This is a genomic window from Gilliamella sp. wkB7 (assembly GCF_001693435.1).
Taxonomy (GTDB): domain Bacteria; phylum Pseudomonadota; class Gammaproteobacteria; order Enterobacterales; family Orbaceae; genus Gilliamella; species Gilliamella apicola_N.
In genome coordinates this window covers 1,919,424-1,940,892 of sequence record NZ_CM004509.1, presented here as the reverse complement: position 1 = coordinate 1,940,892, position 21,469 = coordinate 1,919,424, and the positions used below count along the sequence as shown (strand labels likewise).

Below are 21,469 nucleotides of genomic sequence, written 5' to 3'. Positions count from 1 at the left end.
TTTTTTCCTCAATTCGAGATCACCAATTTTTAAATCCAAATGCAGATGTTATTGGATAACGTCTACCTTTTCCAAAATTGCGTATTGTGATTTTTGGACCAATAGCTGATTGACGTCGTTTATACTCATTAATGTCAACCAGTTTAATAACACGTCTAACTGTAATTTCATCATAACCTTGCTCAATGAGTTGTTCAACAGAAAGATCTTGTTCAACATAACCACTCAATATTCCATCTAAAATATCATATGGCGGTAAACTATCTTCGTCTTTCTGATCTGGAGCCAATTCAGCTGAAGGAGGACGAGTAATTACCCTTTCAGGAATAACATATGAATGGGTATTTCGATATTTTGATAATGCAAACACCATAGTTTTAGGTACATCTTTGAGCACATCAAAGCCTCCAGCCATATCTCCATAAAGCGTAGCATAACCTACTGACATCTCACTTTTATTACCAGTTGTTAATACCAAACGTCGCCTTTTATTAGATAAAGCCATTAAAATAACGCCACGACAACGTGCTTGTAAATTTTCTTCTGTAGTATCTTTTTGTGTCCCTGCAAACATAGGTTTTAAAGATGACATAAACGCATCAAACATTGGTTCGATCGAAATAATATCAAATTCCACACCTAATATTTCAGCTTCTTCTTTGGCATCAGCAATACTAATATCAGCCGTATAACGAAATGGCATCATAACAGCTTGCACCTTATCTTTGCCGAGTGCATCAACCGCAATAGCTAGTGTTAACGCTGAATCAATACCACCAGAAAGACCCAATACTGCGCCTTGAAAACCATTTTTGGTAATATAATCACGTGTTGCAAGTACCAATGCATCATATACTGACGCTAAAGGATGATTTTCATCTTCAGCAATAGTAGTTTGGTTAGGTACACCTAATTCAAAACGAGTGACTTGTTCTACAAACGATTTTAGTTGGCAAACAATATCACCATATTCATTGCAAACAAAAGACCCGCCATCAAAAACAAGTTCATCTTGACCACCAACTTGATTAACATAAATAATAGGTAATCGGGTTCGAGTGGCATGGGCTTTGATTAAATCGTGTCGACGCTGCTGTTTTTCATAGTCATAAGGAGAAGCGTTAATAGTTATTACTAAATCTGCATTCTGAGCACTAATTTGATCGATAGGCTGATTTTGCCAAAGATCTTCACAGATTAATAATCCAATTCTTTTACCTTTAAAATCGACAATACAACTCTGATTATCTGAGGTAAAATAACGTTTCTCATCAAAAACATCATAATTAGGTAGCTGTTGTTTGTGATATCGCGTTAATAACTTTCCTGCATAAAAAAAGGATAATGCATTATAGATATGTCCATCTTGCCAATGTGGATGACCGATAATTACAGCACAATCAGTACTAGCCTGTTGAACTAAAGATAGCGCTTTTTCACACCGATCTTTAAAATCAGCACGATAAATTAAATCTTCTGGCGGATAACCGCAGATAGCAAGTTCCGAAAAAATAATAAGGTCATTAGATGAATGGCAATGTATTAACTCAACAATTTGTTCAGTATTACCCTCTATATCGCCAACTCGCCAATTCTTTTGTGCTAAAACAGTAGATAAAGACATATAAAATTCAAAATCACAAATAAAAATTGGCGTTAAGTTTAAATGATTCTAAGTTGCGCTGCCACTTTTTTATCGTTAACATGAAGTAATAAATTAGCTTTGACTGGATTGGAAATTATTATGCAAAAGATTTTAAATGTAGCACTAGCCAAACGTAGTTATCCTATAATTATTGGTGAAAATTTACTAAATGAATTCCACCATTTTAAACTTCAGGCAGGTCAGCGCGTGTTAATCGCTACCAATGAAACTATTGCTCCACTTTATTTACAACCATTAATTGATATGCTAGAAAAGAATGGTGTGAAAACGGATTTCATTATTGTTCCAGATGGAGAAAAATATAAAACCATGGAAACATGGAATACTATTTTAACTGCTTTGCTTGCTAATAATCATACACGTAACAGCATACTTATTGCTTTAGGTGGTGGCGTAATAGGTGATGTTGCAGGTTTTGCAGCATCGGCATACCAACGAGGAATTAAGTTTATTCAAGTGCCTACGACACTATTATCACAAGTTGATTCTTCAGTCGGTGGTAAAACAGCTATTAACCATCCATTAGGCAAAAATATGATTGGTGCCTTTTATCAACCTCAATCAGTTGTTATTGATTTGAATTGCTTAAAAACTCTACCTCAACGTGAATTTTCCGCAGGTCTGGCCGAAGTCATAAAATATGGGATTATTTTAGATGAAGATTTCTTTAATTGGTTAGAAATACATATTGAAGAGTTACTTAATCTAGATGTCAAAGCACTCAGTTACTGTATTTATCGCTGTTGCCAACTTAAAGCCCAAATAGTTGCAGCTGATGAAACTGAACAAGATATGCGCGCTATATTAAATCTAGGTCATACTTATGGGCATGCAATTGAGGCTGAACTTGGATATGGCAATTGGTTACATGGTGAAGCTATCAGTGTTGGTATACTCATGGCAGCTCAAACCGCTAAATTATTAAATAAATTAACAGATAATGATATTGATCGTATAAAAAACTTATTAATTAAAGCTAAACTTCCTGTAATAAAACCTAAACAAATGTCCATAGAGTCTTACCTTCCACATATGATGCGCGATAAAAAAGTACTATCAGGACAATTACGCTTGGTAATACCAACTAAAATTGGACATGCTGAAATTATTGATGGAATTGAAAAAGAGATAGTATTTGAATCTATACAACAAGTTTAAATCTCTATTTTTAATAATATTAAATATTTCTGTTATAAAATAAAAGGCGTGATACATTACGCCTTTCATTTTTTATAATAAAAATAACTTAATTTTACATTTTTGTTTTTTTAATCTGTTTATAAATAAGATTTAATATTAGCCCCAAGAACGCCACCGCAATTGCAATATAAAATGCTTTAGTATAATCACCATCATTATTGACTAGAATATCAGCAGTTAGTTTTGGCGCAAAAAATGCAGCTGAAGAGTAACCAACAAAGATGATGCCATAGTTTACACCTTGGTTGGCAGGACCATAATTTTCCATCACCATTGGTGGGAAAACACCCATTACGCCCCCAAAACATAAGCCAAGTGCGATTATCCCAATGGCAAATCCTGCTTGTGATGGAATAAATAAAAAAGAAATAAAAGCAAATATAATTACCGAAAAGATAATATCTAATGTTTTATTTCTTCCTAATTTATCTGATACAGTGCCCCATACTACTCGCCCAGCACAATTACTTAGTGAATATAAACTGACATAAAAAGCAGCAAGGGCAGATGTTAATCCAAACATATTTTGCCCAATACCAGAAGCATTTGAAGCAATCATCAATCCGGAAAAAGCGCCAGTACCTAACATAAAGAAAATTAGATAAAAATATGGCGTTTTTAACATCTCTTGCCAGTTTTTATTAATGATAGGTTTACTTTGTTGACTGTTTGCTTGAACCCAACCTTCAGGTTGATAATTAGCTGGTGCTACTTTAATAAAAAAACTAGCAACCATAACAACCACGATATAGGTACAACCTAAAATTTTAAAGGCATACAGCACATCAAAACTTTCAATCAAATAGTTACCGATTGGTGCAGCAATAATTGCTGCACCTCCCATACCGGCAGTAATAATACCTGATGCAAGTCCACGTTTATCTGGAAAGAATTTAATTGTATTACTTAAGCAACCTGAATAAGCTAATCCTTGTCCAAAACCACTTAATAAACCATAAGTAATATAAAGCATCAAAGGACTAGTCACATAACCACTCAGATAAAACCCAAGCCCAAACAACAAACCACCAATAACACTAGACCATTTAGCTAAACCTTTATCCGTTAAAAAACCACCTAATATCATAGGAATTGGCCCAACGGCGGAATTTATGCCAAATGCAATCATAACATCTGACATACTCCAATTTTTTGCAATACTCAACGGTCCTGCAAAAACACTAAAGGCATAAATAGCACCAGTACAAAGTAATATTGATGTTGATGCAACTAGAATAATCCATCTGTTAACATAATTTTTCGCTTTTACCATTATTAGACTCCATTCTTAGATTTATATCCTTTAATGCAGTCTTGCCAGCAATTCGACCGAAAGTGAAAATATCGGTTAATGAATTACCACCAAGCCTATTACCTGCATGAATACCGCCAGCAACTTCACCTGCGGCATATAAGCCTTTAATTTTTTGTCCTGATTTATCTAACACATGGGTTTGTGTATCAATCCTTAGTCCACCCATAGTATGATGAACAGCTGGTTTTCTTGGTGTAGCATAAAATGGAGGAATTTGGACTTTTAAATCAAAAACATCTTTTCCAAATTCAGGATCGTTTCCAGCATCAACATAACTATTATAATTAGTTATAGTCTGTTTGAAGACGTTTGCATCCATACCCAGTTTTTGTGCTAACTCTTCTAAAGTATTAGCACAAAATAATGTGCCAGCCGCAATTTGTTTATCAATTTTTTCTTGAGAAGTGTTATAAGCAGTTTTCTTGATTGCTTCATCAGCAATTAAATAAAATAACCCACCATTATCAATTGCAGCTTGGGTAAGTTTGTCTCGACTACCATACTCATTAACAAAACGCCTACCTTGCTTATTAACCATAATGAAGTTTTGAGGAGGAACTTGTAATCCACTAAACAACGCACCTGTTTCAGGATCAGAAACAGGCATCATTTGTGAAAAGCCCATACCAACAAGATCAGCTCCAACACTTTGACCTAAAACAATACCGTCACCAGTAATAGCAGGCGAATTAGATGTTTTAATATCATCGTCAATTTCTGTCCAATAAGTATTATATTCTTTTAACATTTTGGTATTAGCACCAAAACCACCAGAAGCTAAAATAACTGCATCAGCTTTCACAGTAACTTTTTTACCATTTAAACCACTGCCAATCACTCCTGCAACTTGTCCATTTTCAACAATTAGCTCTTTTACTGCTGTATCAGTAATGATTATACCACCATGCTCTTCAACATATTTTTGTAACGCTGAGACATAAGCATAACCTTCACTTTTTAGTGGTTTATGACCTCTACGCCATAATGCCCCAACAGGCATTGTCACATCATGTTTATCAAATTCAACACCAATATCTTCCAACCATTTAACGGAATCTAACGCTTCATCAGTTAAAATTTTAACTAAATCGTATTGACCATAAATTACATTGCCTAACTGGTCAGTTCTTTTACCGCCAAGATAGGTTTGGATACGATGCAACAACGCAGAATCAAATAAATAACCGGTCTTATCTTTATTTTCAGCCAGATAATCATTAATTTGCTGTCTTAATATTTTAAAATCATCAAGATATTCAGAATCAATAGTCGACTCATCCATTGTGGCAATTTCTTGTAAAGTATGACTCTCACCAGCAATAGCAGCAAACGTATTTTGCCATTTAGGATTGGCCGCATTCATTGGTCCTCCCGTACGGACAGTATTACCACCGACAGCAGGGAACTTTTCAACAACTATAACTTTTTTACCTTCTTGTAAAACACTTGCTGCAGCGGATAAACCAGCACCACCAGCACCCACGACAACCACATCAGTTTCATATTGCACATCGCTATTATCAATCGCACTTGGAGCTTTTGGTCGTTTACGTAAAACATCAGGATTAGCACCAGCCATCTTAATTGCTTTAGCCACACCATCAATCACACCATTACTGGTGACGGAGGCACCTGATAAAATATCCACATTAAGAGTTTGTCCTTCAAGAATTTGTGATGGAATACGTTTAAATACCACATCAGCAATGCCTTCTGATTCACCTTCAGTATCAATATCAATTGACTCAATACGATCATTCGACAATACAACCACCATTGGTAAATCACCGTTATGACCTGGTGCTGTAACGAAATATCTTCCAGGTTCAAAAGAGATTTCCTCTGGAACATTAAGTAAACTAACAACTTGGGTAAAGCGAATAAAACGGAAAAAACAACTATCTAAGAAATCAATAGTGCGTTCTGATTTGAGATCACCTTTTTCATCAAATGCTTCATGTGCTCGTCCAAGCAAGAATTCATAGCCTGGCATAACAGTGGCATTTACACCTGGCGCATCAAGTATTTGTCTTAGATGTAATTGTGCTCTTGACGAACCTTGCACATCATAAGAAGCACCTACAATCATCACTGGTTTGCCATCAAATGGATGTAAATTAAATGAAAGCCATTCAATAATACTTTTTAGTGCTGATGGAATAGAATGATTATGTTCTGGAGTAGCAATAATTACACCATCTGCTTGTATAATTTTATTATTAAAATTCTGAATAACCGGATTATTAGATTGATCATCTGTTTCATTAAACATTGGCACATCAATCAATTCTAATATTTCAATTTCGGCTTTATTAGCAAAATGTTTTTGCATATATTGTAATAATATACGGTTATAAGATTCCTGAGCATTTGTTCCAACAATTCCAATTAATTTCATTATAGTGCTCCTTCTTCAGCTGCTTGTTTCCAACTAAATTTCTTATTTTGTTCCGTATTAAATTTTGCTTTCTTGAGTAATTCATTAGTAAGAGTAACAAACAAAATGAACTCATCGAAACATTCATCTAATTCTTTAACTTTATCGTGGTAGATAAGATCACCATTTTCATCAAAAGCTTGGAGAGAATGCCCTAAAAGAAATTCTGAACTTGGCATAATTCGTGCTTTTAACTCTGGTGCATCTAAAATTTGCCGTAAATGCGCCTGTGCTCTTGAAGAACCTAACGAGCCATGAGAAGCCCCCACAATCATTACACATTTATTAATGAGTGGACGAGTTGTGTAAGACAACCACTCAATAGCACTTTTTAAAGCTGCAGTAATTGAATGATCATATTCTGGTGTGGCAATAATTACCCCATCAGCATTTTCAATTTTATCTGATAACTCTTTTACTGTTGAAGGTGGCGTTTTATCTTTAGGTTCATTAAATGCGGGCAACGACTTAATTTCACAGACTTCAATTTCTGCTTTGTCTGCAAAATGCGCTTTCATAAAATGGAGTAATTTTCTATTAGTTGAACGATCCGAATTTGTGCCAACTATGCCAATAAATTTCACTTTAAAACCTCACTTAGTACCTTTCAGTACAAATTTTATTAATATCTAACTTTTTCAAAATAAATTCTTTAGAAATCCCGCAAAACAGTTGTATATTTAATTATTAGATTTAGTATGTTTATATTTGGGTAATATGCTTATAAAAGTTAGTTTAGAACAGAAAAACCCATTTGTGAAATAGCTGATTAATTATAGAGTTATAAGCGATTTGTTATAACAAAGTAAAACAGGAAATGAGATATAAAATGACTAAAATAAATTCATTAAATATGCTGCAATACATTGATGTTTTACTTAAACATGGTAATTACACCAAAGCTGCAAAAAATCTTTATATTTCTCAATCATATTTAACGCAAACAATAAAAAAAGTAGAAAACCAAATTGGTATTGAAATCATTAATCGTCAAACGATTCCTTTACAATTAACAGAAGCAGGTAAAATTTATCATCAATATCTAGTTTCACTGGTGGACAAACAAGAACAATTTAAACGAAAAATCAAAAAGTACACGGATACAAATTACACAGTAATTCAAATAGGTGTATTACCTAGTTTAGGTACATATTTACTGCCACTATTTTTGCCTGCATTTATGCAAAAATATCCAAATGTAAAAATTGAATTACATGAATATACGCCAACAAGTCTTGAAGAAAAAACAGAAAATAATATGTTGGATTTTTTTATTGGACAAAACCCCGAAACAATATCACAAAACTTAATTAGCCATGCTTGTGGCAAACATTGCTATTATGCGCTAATCCCGCAAAGCTCAAAAATTTATCAAGAAAATCCTAAAATAGTTGAATGTAATGATGATGTTATAAAAAAGTTACTACAAGAAAAACTTATTTTAACAGCGCATGGCTCAGCGATTCGTCATCAGATTGAATATCTAATTCAAAAATATAAAATCGAACCCCAAATAATTCTTGAAAGTAGTAATATTTTTACACTTGTTGAGTTAGCCAAAAAAGGGATTGGCATCACTTTTATTCCAGAAAGTGTCAATATTTGTAGTAAAAAAAATGATCAAGCTTATAATTTATTACCATTGCCATTAGAACTGATTTCGCTTAATTATTTTATTGCATACTCTGCAAATAAAACTTTAAATTCAGCGGAAAAGGGACTTGTTGATATTTTTATATCATCCCTTAATCGTGAAGCGATGTCATTTAACTAATACCAATTTAATTTGTAAAATACTTTATTGAGTAAGCAAACCATCTGAGCAAGCAAACTTATGATTAACTGTAACAATCATTCCTTCAATGTTAGGTATTTTATTTATAGCTGATATAGCATACCGAGCACTTGCACCATAAAGCTGAGTAGTCAAAATTTCACCGTCTAGCGATTTTTTTGACACAATACTGATACTGGCTAGATCTGTTTCTACGGGGTACCCGGTTTGGCTATTAAAAATATGATGATAGGTTTTGCCATTATAATTAAATGTTCGTTCATAGATACCTGATGTTACCACTGACTGATTTTTAATTTTTAGCGCAGTGATAACATTTCCTCTCGGTTGAAAAGGATTCTGAATACCAACTCGCCAGTATCCATCATCATGAAAAGGACAATCACCAAAAGTTAGAACATTTCCGCCTAAATTAATAAATGCTGCTTTGGCATTTTGTTGTTTAAAAAACTCAATAATTTTATCAGCAAAAAAACCTTTAGCTAATGCACCTAAATCAATAGCCATTCCCGGTTGAGCAAGAAAGACTGAATTATTAGATTCATCTAAAACAATGTTATTAGGATTAATAAGCTTTAATTTTTGTTGTATTTCTATATCAGAAGGATATCTAGCATCATAAAAACCAACTCGCCAAGTTTGAATTAAAGGCCCTATTGCAATATTTAAAAAACTATTATCAATAGTACTTTGGATTTTACCAATCCTAATTAATGCAAAAAGGTCTGCTGACACTGACACGAATTTAACACCAGCATTATGATTTATCTTCATTAATTCTGATTTAGGATTATTGGCACTAAAACGACGCTCATAATCTATCAACCGCCTTTCAGCTTCATTTAATAACACTTCTGCATTATCGTCCAACAACCATATTTCAATTATAGTCCCCATTATATGAATATATCGTCTTTGTTGATGCATTGTTTATTGTTCCTAAATTAACAATTTTACACATTACAATTATTTGTTAACAAAAACCAGTCGCTACTAATGTCCATTATCCATGATAAATTAAAAAGCAGATTATTTGTAAATTTTTTATTACACCACTAACGGATAACTTATAAATTCATTAATTTATAAAAAACGCCATTATATAGAGTATAAAACATTATAAAAACATCATAATGATATAAAAATTAAAAATTCTATTTACTATTATGTAATTCTGTGTTTACATAGTGGGCGTTTATGTAATTAATATTTTACATATAAAATGTTTAAAAGATTTTCATAAGGAAAGCAAAATGTTAAAAGATACTTTGAATAATGTTCGAATTAGAGATGAGCATATGTTAATCACCCCTGATGAAATAAAACAACTTTATCCACTTTCTCCAGAATTAGAAAACCAAATTGCCTCATCACGCAAAACTGTAGTTGATATTTTAGAAAGAAAAGATCCGCGATTACTTATTGTCTGTGGCCCATGTTCTATCCATGATCCTCAAGCAGCCATTGAATATGCACATAAACTAAAAAAATTATCTGACGAAGTCAGTAATGATTTATTTATTGTTATGCGTGTTTACTTTGAAAAACCTAGAACAACTGTTGGTTGGAAAGGTATGATAAATGATCCACATATGGATAGTTCATTTGATATTGAGCATGGACTCAAAAAAGCCCGTAAATTATTACTTGATATCACTAAAATTGGTTTACCTATCGCTACCGAAGCATTGGATCCAAACACACCACAATACATTGCCGATTTAATTAGCTGGTCTGCCATAGGTGCAAGAACCACAGAATCACAAACCCATCGTGAAATGGCATCAGGTTTATCCATGCCAGTTGGTTTTAAAAATGGTACCGATGGCAATTTAGATGTCGCAATTAATGCCATGAAGTCAGCTTCTATGCCTCACCGCTTTGTAGGTATCAACCAACAAGGACAAGTGACGGTTTTACAAACTGTCGGTAATTCGCATGGACATGTGATCTTACGTGGGGGTAAAGCTCCAAATTATGATGCTGAAAATGTCGCACTATGTGAAATACAGATGAAAAAAGCAGGGTTGTTACCAAATTTAATGATCGACTGTAGTCATGCCAATTCTAATAAGGATTATCGTAACCAACCAATTGTTGCCGATTCAATTATTGAGCAAATCAAACATGGCAATAACTCAATTATTGGAGTGATGATTGAAAGTAATTTGGTTGAAGGTAATCAATCTTCTGAGCAACCAAAAGAAAACTTTAAATATGGAGTATCCGTGACCGATGCTTGTATCAACTGGAATGAAACAGAAACATTACTTCGAAAAATGGCAAGTACGTTATCACAACCACTTGTAGCAAGACAAACACAAGATGCTAGTGTTTAATGTAACCATTTTCACTTAACAAAAAAACCGCCGACAAATGTCGGCGTTTTTTTATATTACATTACCCTAACTGTTTACGTGCATTACGAAATATTCGCATCCATGGACTATCTTCTCCCCAATTATCAGGATGCCATGAATTAGTTACGGTTCTAAATACTCGTTCTGGGTGAGGCATCATAATAGTTGCACGACCATCATTTGAAGTTACCGCCGTAATACCATTTGGTGAGCCATTTGGATTAGCAGGATACTGCTGCGTTACATCGCCGAAATGGTTAATGTAACGAACAGTAATTAATCCTGATGCTTCTAAATTAGATAAATGAACATCATCACGAACTTCAACTCGCCCTTCTCCATGTGATACCGCAATTGGCATATGTGAACCCGCCATATCAGTAAACAGTAATGAAGGACTAGATTGAATTTGAACTAAACTAAAACGTCCTTCAAATCGTTCTGATAAATTACGCACAAAACGAGGCCACAAATCAGCACCAGGAATTAGCTCTTTCAAATTCGACATCATCTGACAACCATTACAGACACCGAGTGATAAAGTATCATTGCGATGAAAGAATTGTTCAAATTCATGTCTAACTTGTTCATTAAATAAAATTGATTTAGCCCAGCCTTCTCCTGCTCCTAAAACATCACCATATGAGAAACCACCACAAGCAACAAGAGTATTAAATTGATCCAATGTCACCTGACCTGATAATAAATCAGTCATATGGACATCAATTGATTCAAAACCAGCTCGATCAAATGCAGCCGCCATTTCAACATGAGAGTTAACACCTTGTTCACGTAATATTGCAACTTTCGGTTTCACTCCTTTTGCAATATAAGGTGCGGCAATGTCTTGCGTTGGATCAAACGTAAGTCGCACATTCAAGCCCGGATCGTCCTCATTTTGTTTAGCCTGATGTTCTTGATCGGCACACACTGGATTGTCGCGTAAACGCTGCATTTGCCATGTGGTTTCAGCCCACCACGTTCTTAACATTAAACGAGATTCACTATAAACTACAGCAGCATTATTACGTATAATGAATTGCTGCCCTGCTTCAGCTTTACCTAACGTATGAATCGCATGAGAAAGCCCAAAGCGCTTAAAGCATGCTATAACCTTATCTAAATCCCTACTATGAATTTGAATAACGGCACCCAGTTCCTCATTAAATAGTGAAGCAATCACATCACTACCTAGCGTATGAATATCAACATCAATACCACAATGCCCGGCAAATGCCATTTCCGCTAAGGTAACCAATAAACCACCATCCGAACGATCATGATAAGCAATCAGCATATTTTCAGCGATTAATGTTTGAATAGCTTGATAAAAAGCCGCTAATTCATTAGCATCATGAACATCAGCTGTTATTTGCCCTAAATGACGATAAACTTGAGCTAATGCTGTTGCTCCTAATGCTTGATGACCTTTAGATAAATCAATAAGCAATAATAAATTATCTTCATCTGTACATAATTGTGGTGTGACAGTTTTACGAACATCTTCAACTCGAGCAAATGCAGAAATCACTAAAGATAACGGTGAAATAACTGTTTTTTGTTCACCATCTTGTTGCCATGTTGTTTTCATTGACATTGAATCCTTACCAACAGGAATTGCCAACCCTAAAGCAGGACATAGCTCTTCACCAATAGCTTTAACTGCTTGATACAAACCGGCATCTTCACCTGGATGACCCGCAGCAGCCATCCAGTTAGCCGAAAGCTTAATCCGTTTGATATCGCCAATGTTAGTCGCTGCGATATTGGTAATTGCTTCACCAACAGCCAATCTTGCTGATGCAGCAAAATTAAGCAGAGCAACAGGAGCACGTTCACCAATAGACATAGCTTCGCCATAATAACTGTCTAAGCTAGCTGTAGTCACCGCACAATCAGCTACAGGCACTTGCCAAGGTCCAACCATTTGATCGCGTGCGACCATTCCTGTTACTGATCGGTCACCAATGGTAATTAAAAAAGTCTTTTCAGCAATAGTTGGCAAATGTAAAACGCGTTTAACAGCATCATATAAATTAATATCATCTGTTGAAAAGTTATCACCATGAGCTTGTTGAGATTTAACTTCACGTAGCATTTTTGGGGGTTTACCTAATAAAACATCTAACGGTAAATCTATCGGATTATTATTAAAATATTCATCATGTAAAACCACTGATTTATTAACTGTTGCTTCACCAATTACTGCATAAGGAGCACGCTCACGTTGGCAAAGTTCATCAAACAATTCAAGACTTTCTGGATGTATTGCCAATACATAGCGCTCTTGTGATTCATTACACCAAATTTCTAACGGTGACATGCCTGGCTCATCACTTAATATTTTGCGCAGTTCAAACTGACCACCACAGCCACCATCACTAACTAGTTCCGGCATAGCATTAGATAGGCCACCAGCACCAACATCATGGATAAACAAAATAGGGTTTTCATCACCAAGTTGCCAGCAACGATCGATTACTTCTTGGCAACGACGTTCCATTTCAGCGTTATCACGTTGAACTGATGCAAAATCAAGATCAGCATGAGATTGCCCTGATGTCATTGAAGAGGCCGCCCCTCCTCCTAAACCGATATTCATGGCAGGTCCACCAAGAACAATTAATTTTGAGCCGATAGGGAATTCCCCTTTTTGGATATGTTCACGACGAATATTTCCCAAACCACCAGCTAGCATAATAGGTTTATGATAACCTCTAACTTCTTCACCATTAAAGCTATTTACTTTTTCCTCATAAGTACGAAAATAGCCTAATAACGCGGGACGTCCAAACTCATTATTAAATGCGGCACCACCTAAAGGACCATCCATCATAATGTCAAAAGCACTTACAATTCTGTCGGGTTTACCAAAATCTTGTTCCCATGGTTGTTCAAAATTCGGAATTCGTAAATTTGAAACAGAAAAACCAACTAATCCAGCTTTTGGTTTGGCGCCTTTTCCTGTTGCACCTTCGTCACGAATCTCCCCACCACTACCCGTTGCTGCGCCCGGCCAAGGTGATATTGCTGTTGGGTGATTATGCGTCTCAACTTTCATTAAAATATCAGCATATTCCTGATGATAACCGTAAATACGATTACCATAATCTGCAAAAAATCTGCCTACTTTAGAACCATCCATAACCGCAGCATTATCTTTATAGGCAGATGACACATAATCAGGTGTATTTTCAAAAGTGTTTTTGATCATTTTAAACAAAGATTTAGGTTGCTTAACACCATCAATAATCCAATCTGCATTAAAAATTTTATGTCGACAATGCTCTGAGTTTGCTTGAGCAAACATATACAGCTCAATATCTGTCGGATTACGATTTAATTTTTGAAAATTTTCAACTAAATACTCAATTTCATCAGATGCTAACGCTAAACCTAACTTGATATTAGCCTCTTCTAATGCTTGACGCCCTTGACCTAATAAATCCACAACAGTTGCTGGTGCTGGTTTATCGGCTTTAAATAATTGTACAGCTTGATCAAAACTGGTTAATACGGTTTCCATCATACGATCATGAATCAACTCGGCAAATTTATCTTGCTGAGACTGCGTCAAAGGCGAACTTGTTACAACATAATAAGCAATACCCCGCTCAATACGATGAATTTGAGTTAACCCACAATTGTGAGCAATATCAGTTGCTTTTGATGACCATGGGGAAATCGTACCGGCACGAGGGGTGACTAAAAAAAGTTGTTTTTTGGTATTACAATCTTTATCTATGTGAACAGATTTGGGACCATATTGTAATAACTTATCAAGTGTTAATTGTTGCTCAACTGTGAACTCATTAATTGAATCAATAAAATGGACAAATTGTGCTTCAAGGCTAATAACAGGAATGGATTTTTCATGACAAACAGATAGGATTTTACTAATACGAAATGCGGATAAAGCAGAAGAACCAGCTAAAATTTTCATACTAATTACTCTTTTTGAAACCAAAACAGGTAAAAAATAGAACAATAGTATAAAAGAAACTGCACATTATGGCTATCTTAAAAACAGTTTATATTGAGTTGATTAAAAAATATTGAATTACATAAATTTTTGATAAACACTGAATATAAGATAATAGAGAAATTCACAACATCATGTTTTAATTATTTTTATAAATAAACATTAACCCTACATTCTACTTTATACACAGAACTAAACTCAAAGTAGTCGCAGTGCTAATCAACAAGATTCTATTTATATGTTAAATAAATTTCTAATAGACGAAGTTAGCCCCAACTAATTTATGACAACGAAATACACCTGTTTTGCTATCAGGAAATTTTACCCAATTTACTCAATAAAAAAACTTCTATTAAAGAGAAAAACAGCTTAATTTAAATGAAAATCTTTAGATAATCGAGAAAAAGAGGCTAATTTTGAAAAAAGTGAAAATTGTAATCAAACATTACAGATAATATTACTCGACCAGCTAAATAGATAGCACCATGATAGAAACTGATATCTAAAGTACTACAAATTTAAAAAAATGATATCAAAATTAACTAAATATAAGTAAATTAATGAAAATATATTAATTTACTATAAAATAAAATACATATTACTAATAAAAACTATAAACAGTAATTATCGTTTTTATGAATTATAAGGAAAATTTAAAGTGGAATTTATTTTTTTATTCCTCATTATTATCGCTCTGTTTATTGGAGTATTTGTTAATATTTCTAATTTGAAAGAACAAATTTGAGTATTACAGACTCAACTAACAGAATTACAAAAGTATCTTTTACACAGCAGCACTATTTGTCGAATAAAGCTAATATTGAAGAAGAAAGTTACACTCAAACATCATCTGAACCAATAGTTGATAACAATCTAAATACCCAAAATAAAAATAACCAAACAAAATCTTTAGGTCATTTATTCAATCATCGGACTGATAATAAAACTAACATTAAAAGAATTATTATTAACTATCAAAATAATGTTGCTACATATCAATCTTGTCACCTTGCATAAAATGACTTTTAAATATAATCGATTTAAGAAAAATTACCACTATTGTTATTAATTGATTGTATGGATATGGTTAGATGACCATTTATATAATTCTTTAAATAAGACGATACTCGTTAGTGAAGTAGCTCGAGGGCAAAGTAAGTATCCTTTATATATCACCGCGTTAGGTATATCATTAGAAGAGGCTGCGGAAAATATAAAATTAATGTCAGGTAAATATAAAATGCCTGATTTGCTTAATTATTTAGATCAACAAACAAAATTATTTAAATTTGAAGATTAAAGATAAAATTATTGATAATTCGCCGACCTAAATCGGCGAATATCATACATATTATAGCTTAAGCATCGTTCCAGCTATCTCTCAAGCCCACAGTTCGATTAAATACCAAATTATCATCTGAAGCATATTTGCTATCTAAACAAAAATATCCTTCACGTTCAAATTGAAAAGACTTACCTACCTCAGCATATTGTAAACTTGGTTCAACAAAACCTTTTTTGATCAATAAAGAATTAGGATTAATGGTTGATAAAAAGTCATCAGCCGATCCAGGATTTGGCGTATTAAACAAACGATCATAAAGACGAATTTCAGCTGGCTTAGCAAATTTAGCTGACACCCAATGAATCACCCCTTTAACTTTACGCCCATCTTCAGGATTTTTATTTAACGTAGCTGGATCGTATGTACAATAAATAGTTTGGATATTACCTTCTGCATCTTTTTCAACGCGATCCGCACGAATCACATAAGCATTACGCAAACGAACTTCTTTTCCTAAAACTAAACGTTTATAATTTTTGTTAGCTTCTTCTCTAAAATCAGCTCGATCGATATAAATTTCACGAGTAAAAGTTACTTCACGATTTCCTAACTCTGGACGATTAGGATGATTTGGCATGCTTAATACTTCATCAATTGTTTCTGAAAAGTTTTCAATTACCACTTTAATAGGATCAAGCACAGCCATAGCACGTGGCGCATTTTCATTAAGATCTTCACGAATACAAAATTCAAGCGTGCTCATCTCAACAGTATTTTCTTGCTTTGTTACGCCAATGCGACGACAAAATTCACGAATTGAAGCTGGTGTATACCCACGACGACGTAGACCTGAAACAGTGGGCATACGTGGATCATTCCAACCATCAACAATCTTTTCTGTGACTAACAGTGTCAATTTACGTTTAGAGGTTATTGCATATTCTAAATTTAAACGAGAAAACTCATACTGATGCGGCCGTGCTTCAATGGTGATATTATCCAATACCCAATCATATAAACGACGGTTATCTTGGAACTCAAGTGTACAGAGAGAATGAGTAATGTTTTCAATCGCATCAGATATACAATGGGTAAAGTCATACATTGGATAGATACACCACTTATTACCTGTTTGGTGATGTTCTGCAAATTTAATACGATATAAAACAGGATCTCGCATAACTATGAATGGGGATGCCATATCAATTTTAGCGCGTAAACAAGCTTTCCCTTCTGCAAATTTACCTTCTTTCATTTGTTTAAAAAGCACTAAATTTTCATCAACACTACGGTCACGGTAGGGACTATTTTTACCAGGTTGGGTTAGAGTTCCTCGATACTCGCGGATTTCATCAGCTGATAATTCATCAACATAAGCAAGACCTTTTTCGATAAGCTCAATAGCATACTCATATAAACGGTCGAAATAATCAGATGAATAACAAATTTCACCATCCCATTCAAAACCTAACCAGCGCACATCTTCTTTAATTGACTCAACATATTCAATATCTTCTTTAGCTGGATTAGTATCATCAAAACGTAAATTACATTTACCTTGATAATCTTGAGCAAGACCAAAGTTTAAACATATTGATTTAGCATGGCCTATATGTAAATAACCATTTGGTTCCGGTGGAAAACGAGTATGCGTTGTTTTATATTTTCCTGCTGCAAGATCTGCATCAATAATTTGGCGAATAAAATTTGTTGGACGATTATCAGTCTCAGCCGGTAGTGAACCGCTCATAAAAAAACCTCTGATTATATATTTCAACGACGAATTTAAAAATTCGTTCGATCACTTTTTATCATTTTGACCAAAGAATATAACAAATTTTTTGTTTTTCTGAAATGGAAAAAAATAGACTTTTTATATTGATAAAACAATATGTTTTATTACAATTTATGCATCTCTGTGATTTCTGACAAGATAACCTGCAAGTAACGATGATTAAAAATAGATAATATCATTACGATTTAGTTAGCAGTTTGTCTTTCTCTGACAAATAGCATCGCGGTTATTCCAACCATTGTAATAACTGCAGCTAAGTAAAAACCACTATTTAAACTTCCTGTTTTATCGGCAATCAAACCTGTAAAATAAGGAGCACAAATCGATGCTGTCATGCCAAAAAAATTATACAGTCCAAATGCAGTACTTAATGATACTTTAGGAACATTATCAGCAACTAAAGCTATTAGTACGGGATTTAAACTAATTTTACCAATAAAACCGTACAATACAAGCACTGCAATAAGTTCAATATAAGAATGACAATACACTATTGAAAAAATTGCAATTAGTGATAATGGCATCATAAATAATATTACAGGTTTGCGACGACCCAATTTATCAGAAATATAACTACATAATATTGTCCCAATAATTGAGATCCAAGGCACAATTGATGCAATTTGTGAGGCTTCTATTTTGTTCATGCCCTTTTCTACTTCAAGATAGTTTGGCAACCAAGTAATAATAACAAAGAACCCATAAATAGAACAAAAGATGGTGATATAAATTAAAACAAGATTACGATTTTTAAAAAGTTTAGAAAAATTAGTTTTTTGAGAACTTGGTATTTCAACTAAAGCGCTTCCTTTTTCCTTAATACAAAAAATCATTAAAAGAGTAACAATTACTATTGGAATTGCAACCACCACAAACGGTATTTTCCATGAAGTATTGAAAACCGAAATCATCACACTTGAAAGATAATATCCCATCGCGATACCAAATGACATACCGCTACCAATAATTGCACTACCTAATGTTATCCATTTTTTGGGGATTGCTTCTGTAGATAAGGCATATTGTGGTCCATAATAACATCCTTGTGCCGCACCGACTAATATCCAAAATATAAGGAAGATTGAGAATGAAGACGCAAAATATACACAAGCTATAAAGATAGCATAGAGAGAAAATCCTGTAACTAAAACACGTTTACGACCTATTCTATCACCAAAAACGCCTGATGGTATTTGAAACAATGTATAAGCAAGGAAAAACAAGCTCATAATACCTCCAGTTTGTGCTTTAGTTAAACCAAACTGAGTTTGTAACTCACCTACTAAAGGACTTAAAACAGATCTTCCTGCATAAATAACAATCCAACCCAAAAAGAAAATAACAACTAATTTAATCCAATAAGATTTTGGAGTTGAATGCTTTGAGTGTTTGATCATAATATTTACCCCACTGCTCAATAAAGTAAATATTATCTTATGATAGCTCCCTAAAATATATTACAGGAACTTCACAATTATGATTATTTTTAATAATAACGCATTAATTATAAAAAATAATTAAAAATAGATAGACTTTAATGAAACCACAAATCTTGCTCCTCCCAGAGGACTGGTAACAACAAAAGCATTACCATCATGAAATTCTGCCATTAATTTAACATAAGCTAAACCAAGACCATAACCACCAGATGAAAGTGTTCGACTGGTATCAAGTCTAGCAAAGGGCATAAAAATCTTTTCACGCGATTCAAAAGGAATTCCTGGACCATCATCATCAATTTCAATTACCACGCCATTTTTTCGTTTTTTAATATTTAATACTGCTTTATGCGTTGCATATTTAAATGCATTAAGAAGTAAATTTTTAACAATTGTTTCTGCTAAACTTGTATCAATTATAGCTAAAACATCTTGACTATTGCACACTAACTTAAATCCTTTTGGTTTAAATAGTTCTAAAGACTGACAAACTTTTTCACCCCATTGTTTTAATGAAACTTGAGTTAAGTTTAACTCAATATTACTTTGTTGCATTTTAAAGTAATTTAAGCTGGCATTAATTAAGGTTTCTAGTTCGTTAATATCATCACTCATCCCTTTTTGTAAAAGTAATTTTTCTTGTTTATCATTAGATTCTTCAAGCATACCAAGCGCAAATCGCATACGGGCAAGCGGAGTACGCAATTCATGCGCCATGGCATGAGAAATAGTTTGATTAGTACTAACTAAATGTTCTATATGTGTTCCCATATTATTAAGTACATCTGCTAGTGGTTTAAATAACCAACCTTTGACGTTTTCAGTTCTGGCTTTCAAATTGCCCTGTCCAAGCTGCTCTGCAGTTTGTCTTATGTTTACTAAATCTTTCCAAACTGCACTAAAAGCGAAATAAATTAGAATAAAAAAGATGATTGCACTAAATAGCGCCCAAATGATTATAAAAACAGTTAATGACATAGTGTTAGACTGTAAAATATCGCGCATTATGATAGGACCTAACTGTAATAAATTACCATCATTTAAATCAATGTAGATAACTTCTTTATCACTATCATAAGAAAAACCAAGATTTTTTAATTCTTTAAAAACTGAATGCGGTAAAGTTGTATTGATCGGTAAAATTTTTATTGGGTAGCTAAAATAAGGTTGTAACTCGTCAACAACTTCTTGCAAAGGGCGATTTTTATTTTCGTTAATTTTTATACGAATTAAGTTTACAGTACCACGTTGTGACTCACGAAATACAACATGATCATCTGGCATATCGGTTAACGAGGAAGGTAAAGAATCAAAAACCAATAAAGCACTATAAGCAATAATACATTGCAAAAAGAGTAAAATAACCAGATAAAATACCATTCGTCGATTGAAAAATAATGGTTTCGCTAATAATTGACTCAATGACTTTCGCCCTCACGCATAAATAAATAACCTTTCCCTCGAACTGTTTTAATTCGTGATGGATTATCAGGATCATCAAGCAATTTACGGCGAAGTCTCGATATACGGGAATCAATTGAACGATCGCTACCATCAAAATCAATACCACGAACTTGTGAAAAAATATCATCTCTAGATAGTATGTTTCCGGCATTATTGGCCAACAACCATAAAAGATCAAATTCAGCTGTAGTTAAATCTATCTCTTGTTCTTTTAATACAACTTTCCTATTTTCACCATCTATCACTAAATTATCAAAAATAAGGGTTTTATTATTTAAAGGTACAATCAAATCTTTGACACTATCTTTTTCATTTTCTATCTGTTTTCGGCGTAACAAGGCGCGTATTCGAGCAAGCAACAACCTTGGTTCAACTGGTTTTGCCAAATAATCATCAGCACCAAGTTCAAGTCCTACAATTTCATCAATGTTATCTTCACTGGCTGTCATGATCAAAATATAGTTGGTGAACCACCCACGTATATCACGACAAATATCAAAACCTGATTTTTGTGGCAACATGACATCTAATATAACCAGATCTGGATTGAGTTGATGAATTTTTTCCTCTGCCCCTTCCCCAGTATCATGCCAATCAACGATATACCCTTGTCGAACAAGATATACTTGTATGAGATTGGCTAATCTTGAGTCATCTTCAATGATTAATATATGTTCACTCATTATATGTTCTCATTATTATAGCTTATACCTAGTGAAATTTTATTATAC

General features: G+C 33.8%; 15 protein-coding genes. 5 read left to right on the top strand and 10 right to left on the bottom strand.

What is annotated here, in order from left to right; all coding sequences use genetic code 11:
* Window positions 1-19 precede the first annotated feature (19 nt).
* Window positions 20-1,624 (bottom strand): NAD+ synthase, encoded by a 1,605-nt coding sequence (locus A9G17_RS08550; protein ID WP_065738341.1) that lies wholly within the window; start codon window positions 1,622-1,624, stop codon window positions 20-22.
* 120 nt (window positions 1,625-1,744) lie between these two features.
* Here A9G17_RS08550 and aroB point away from each other — a divergent pair, with 120 nt between their 5' ends.
* Window positions 1,745-2,824, top strand: coding sequence for a 3-dehydroquinate synthase (gene aroB, locus A9G17_RS08545; protein WP_065738340.1), 1,080 nt, complete (start codon window positions 1,745-1,747; stop codon window positions 2,822-2,824).
* 94 nt (window positions 2,825-2,918) lie between these two features.
* On the opposite strand, the gene A9G17_RS08540 is transcribed toward aroB, so the two are convergent.
* From A9G17_RS08540 to A9G17_RS08530, 3 genes are read right to left on the bottom strand one after another with little or no spacing between them, the layout of a single operon-like run.
* Complete coding sequence (locus tag A9G17_RS08540; protein WP_065738339.1) at window positions 2,919-4,139, bottom strand: L-lactate MFS transporter; 1,221 nt, start codon at window positions 4,137-4,139, stop codon at window positions 2,919-2,921.
* Window positions 4,114-6,579: a flavocytochrome c gene (locus A9G17_RS08535; protein ID WP_065738338.1), complete on the bottom strand. Its 2,466-nt coding sequence runs from the start codon at window positions 6,577-6,579 to the stop codon at window positions 4,114-4,116. The genes A9G17_RS08540 and A9G17_RS08535 overlap by 26 nt, the downstream gene beginning before the upstream one ends.
* Window positions 6,579-7,202: an NADPH-dependent FMN reductase gene (locus A9G17_RS08530; protein ID WP_065738337.1), complete on the bottom strand. Its 624-nt coding sequence runs from the start codon at window positions 7,200-7,202 to the stop codon at window positions 6,579-6,581. Before A9G17_RS08530 ends, A9G17_RS08535 begins: the two co-directional genes overlap by 1 nt.
* Window positions 7,203-7,447: 245 nt before the next feature.
* Here A9G17_RS08530 and A9G17_RS08525 point away from each other — a divergent pair, with 245 nt between their 5' ends.
* Window positions 7,448-8,392 carry a LysR family transcriptional regulator gene (locus tag A9G17_RS08525; RefSeq protein WP_065738336.1) on the top strand — a complete coding sequence of 315 codons (945 nt, stop codon included), beginning with the start codon at window positions 7,448-7,450 and terminating at the stop codon, window positions 8,390-8,392.
* 24 nt (window positions 8,393-8,416) lie between these two features.
* Here the strand turns inward: A9G17_RS08525 and A9G17_RS08520 are convergent, their stop codons facing one another.
* On the bottom strand, window positions 8,417-9,340 hold the full coding sequence (locus A9G17_RS08520; RefSeq protein ID WP_065738335.1) for an FAD:protein FMN transferase: 924 nt from the start codon (window positions 9,338-9,340) through the stop codon (window positions 8,417-8,419).
* Between the two features lie 326 nt (window positions 9,341-9,666).
* Here A9G17_RS08520 and A9G17_RS08515 point away from each other — a divergent pair, with 326 nt between their 5' ends.
* Window positions 9,667-10,752 carry a 3-deoxy-7-phosphoheptulonate synthase gene (locus A9G17_RS08515; protein ID WP_065738334.1) on the top strand — a complete coding sequence of 362 codons (1,086 nt, stop codon included), beginning with the start codon at window positions 9,667-9,669 and terminating at the stop codon, window positions 10,750-10,752.
* Between the two features lie 61 nt (window positions 10,753-10,813).
* Here the strand turns inward: A9G17_RS08515 and purL are convergent, their stop codons facing one another.
* Window positions 10,814-14,716: a phosphoribosylformylglycinamidine synthase gene (gene purL, locus A9G17_RS08510; RefSeq protein WP_065738333.1), complete on the bottom strand. Its 3,903-nt coding sequence runs from the start codon at window positions 14,714-14,716 to the stop codon at window positions 10,814-10,816.
* A gap of 780 nt (window positions 14,717-15,496) precedes the next feature.
* On the opposite strand from purL, the gene A9G17_RS08505 reads away from it, so the two are divergent.
* Complete coding sequence (locus tag A9G17_RS08505; RefSeq protein ID WP_065738332.1) at window positions 15,497-15,772, top strand: hypothetical protein; 276 nt, start codon at window positions 15,497-15,499, stop codon at window positions 15,770-15,772.
* A gap of 52 nt (window positions 15,773-15,824) precedes the next feature.
* On the top strand, window positions 15,825-16,055 hold the full coding sequence (locus tag A9G17_RS08500) for a hypothetical protein (RefSeq protein ID WP_065738331.1): 231 nt from the start codon (window positions 15,825-15,827) through the stop codon (window positions 16,053-16,055).
* Window positions 16,056-16,113: 58 nt separating this feature from the next.
* Here A9G17_RS08500 and glnS read toward each other — a convergent pair whose 3' ends face one another.
* The 4 genes from glnS to A9G17_RS08480 all read right to left on the bottom strand — a co-directional run bounded on the left by glnS (window position 16,114) and on the right by A9G17_RS08480 (window position 21,421).
* On the bottom strand, window positions 16,114-17,790 hold the full coding sequence (gene glnS / locus A9G17_RS08495) for a glutamine--tRNA ligase (protein ID WP_065738330.1): 1,677 nt from the start codon (window positions 17,788-17,790) through the stop codon (window positions 16,114-16,116).
* 230 nt (window positions 17,791-18,020) lie between these two features.
* The gene (locus A9G17_RS08490) at window positions 18,021-19,232 is read right to left on the bottom strand and encodes an MFS transporter (protein ID WP_065738329.1); all 1,212 of its coding nucleotides are present in this window, start codon (window positions 19,230-19,232) and stop codon (window positions 18,021-18,023) included.
* A 120-nt stretch (window positions 19,233-19,352) separates the two neighbouring features.
* Complete coding sequence (locus A9G17_RS08485; protein ID WP_065738328.1) at window positions 19,353-20,696, bottom strand: ATP-binding protein; 1,344 nt, start codon at window positions 20,694-20,696, stop codon at window positions 19,353-19,355.
* Window positions 20,693-21,421 carry a winged helix-turn-helix domain-containing protein gene (locus A9G17_RS08480; protein WP_065738327.1) on the bottom strand — a complete coding sequence of 243 codons (729 nt, stop codon included), beginning with the start codon at window positions 21,419-21,421 and terminating at the stop codon, window positions 20,693-20,695. Before A9G17_RS08480 ends, A9G17_RS08485 begins: the two co-directional genes overlap by 4 nt.
* Between the last annotated feature and the right edge of the window lie 48 nt (window positions 21,422-21,469).

Coding starts and splice junctions, on each gene's coding strand:
- A9G17_RS08490 (WP_065738329.1), bottom strand. CDS start 19,232: ATGATCAAACACTCAAAGCATTCAACTCCAAAATCTTATTGGATTAAA.
- aroB (WP_065738340.1), top strand. CDS start 1,745: ATGCAAAAGATTTTAAATGTAGCACTAGCCAAACGTAGTTATCCTATA.
- A9G17_RS08480 (WP_065738327.1), bottom strand. CDS start 21,421: ATGAGTGAACATATATTAATCATTGAAGATGACTCAAGATTAGCCAAT.
- glnS (WP_065738330.1), bottom strand. CDS start 17,790: ATGAGCGGTTCACTACCGGCTGAGACTGATAATCGTCCAACAAATTTT.
- A9G17_RS08520 (WP_065738335.1), bottom strand. CDS start 9,340: ATGCATCAACAAAGACGATATATTCATATAATGGGGACTATAATTGAA.
- A9G17_RS08540 (WP_065738339.1), bottom strand. CDS start 4,139: ATGGTAAAAGCGAAAAATTATGTTAACAGATGGATTATTCTAGTTGCA.
- A9G17_RS08535 (WP_065738338.1), bottom strand. CDS start 6,579: ATGAAATTAATTGGAATTGTTGGAACAAATGCTCAGGAATCTTATAAC.
- A9G17_RS08525 (WP_065738336.1), top strand. CDS start 7,448: ATGACTAAAATAAATTCATTAAATATGCTGCAATACATTGATGTTTTA.
- purL (WP_065738333.1), bottom strand. CDS start 14,716: ATGAAAATTTTAGCTGGTTCTTCTGCTTTATCCGCATTTCGTATTAGT.
- A9G17_RS08550 (WP_065738341.1), bottom strand. CDS start 1,624: ATGTCTTTATCTACTGTTTTAGCACAAAAGAATTGGCGAGTTGGCGAT.
- A9G17_RS08515 (WP_065738334.1), top strand. CDS start 9,667: ATGTTAAAAGATACTTTGAATAATGTTCGAATTAGAGATGAGCATATG.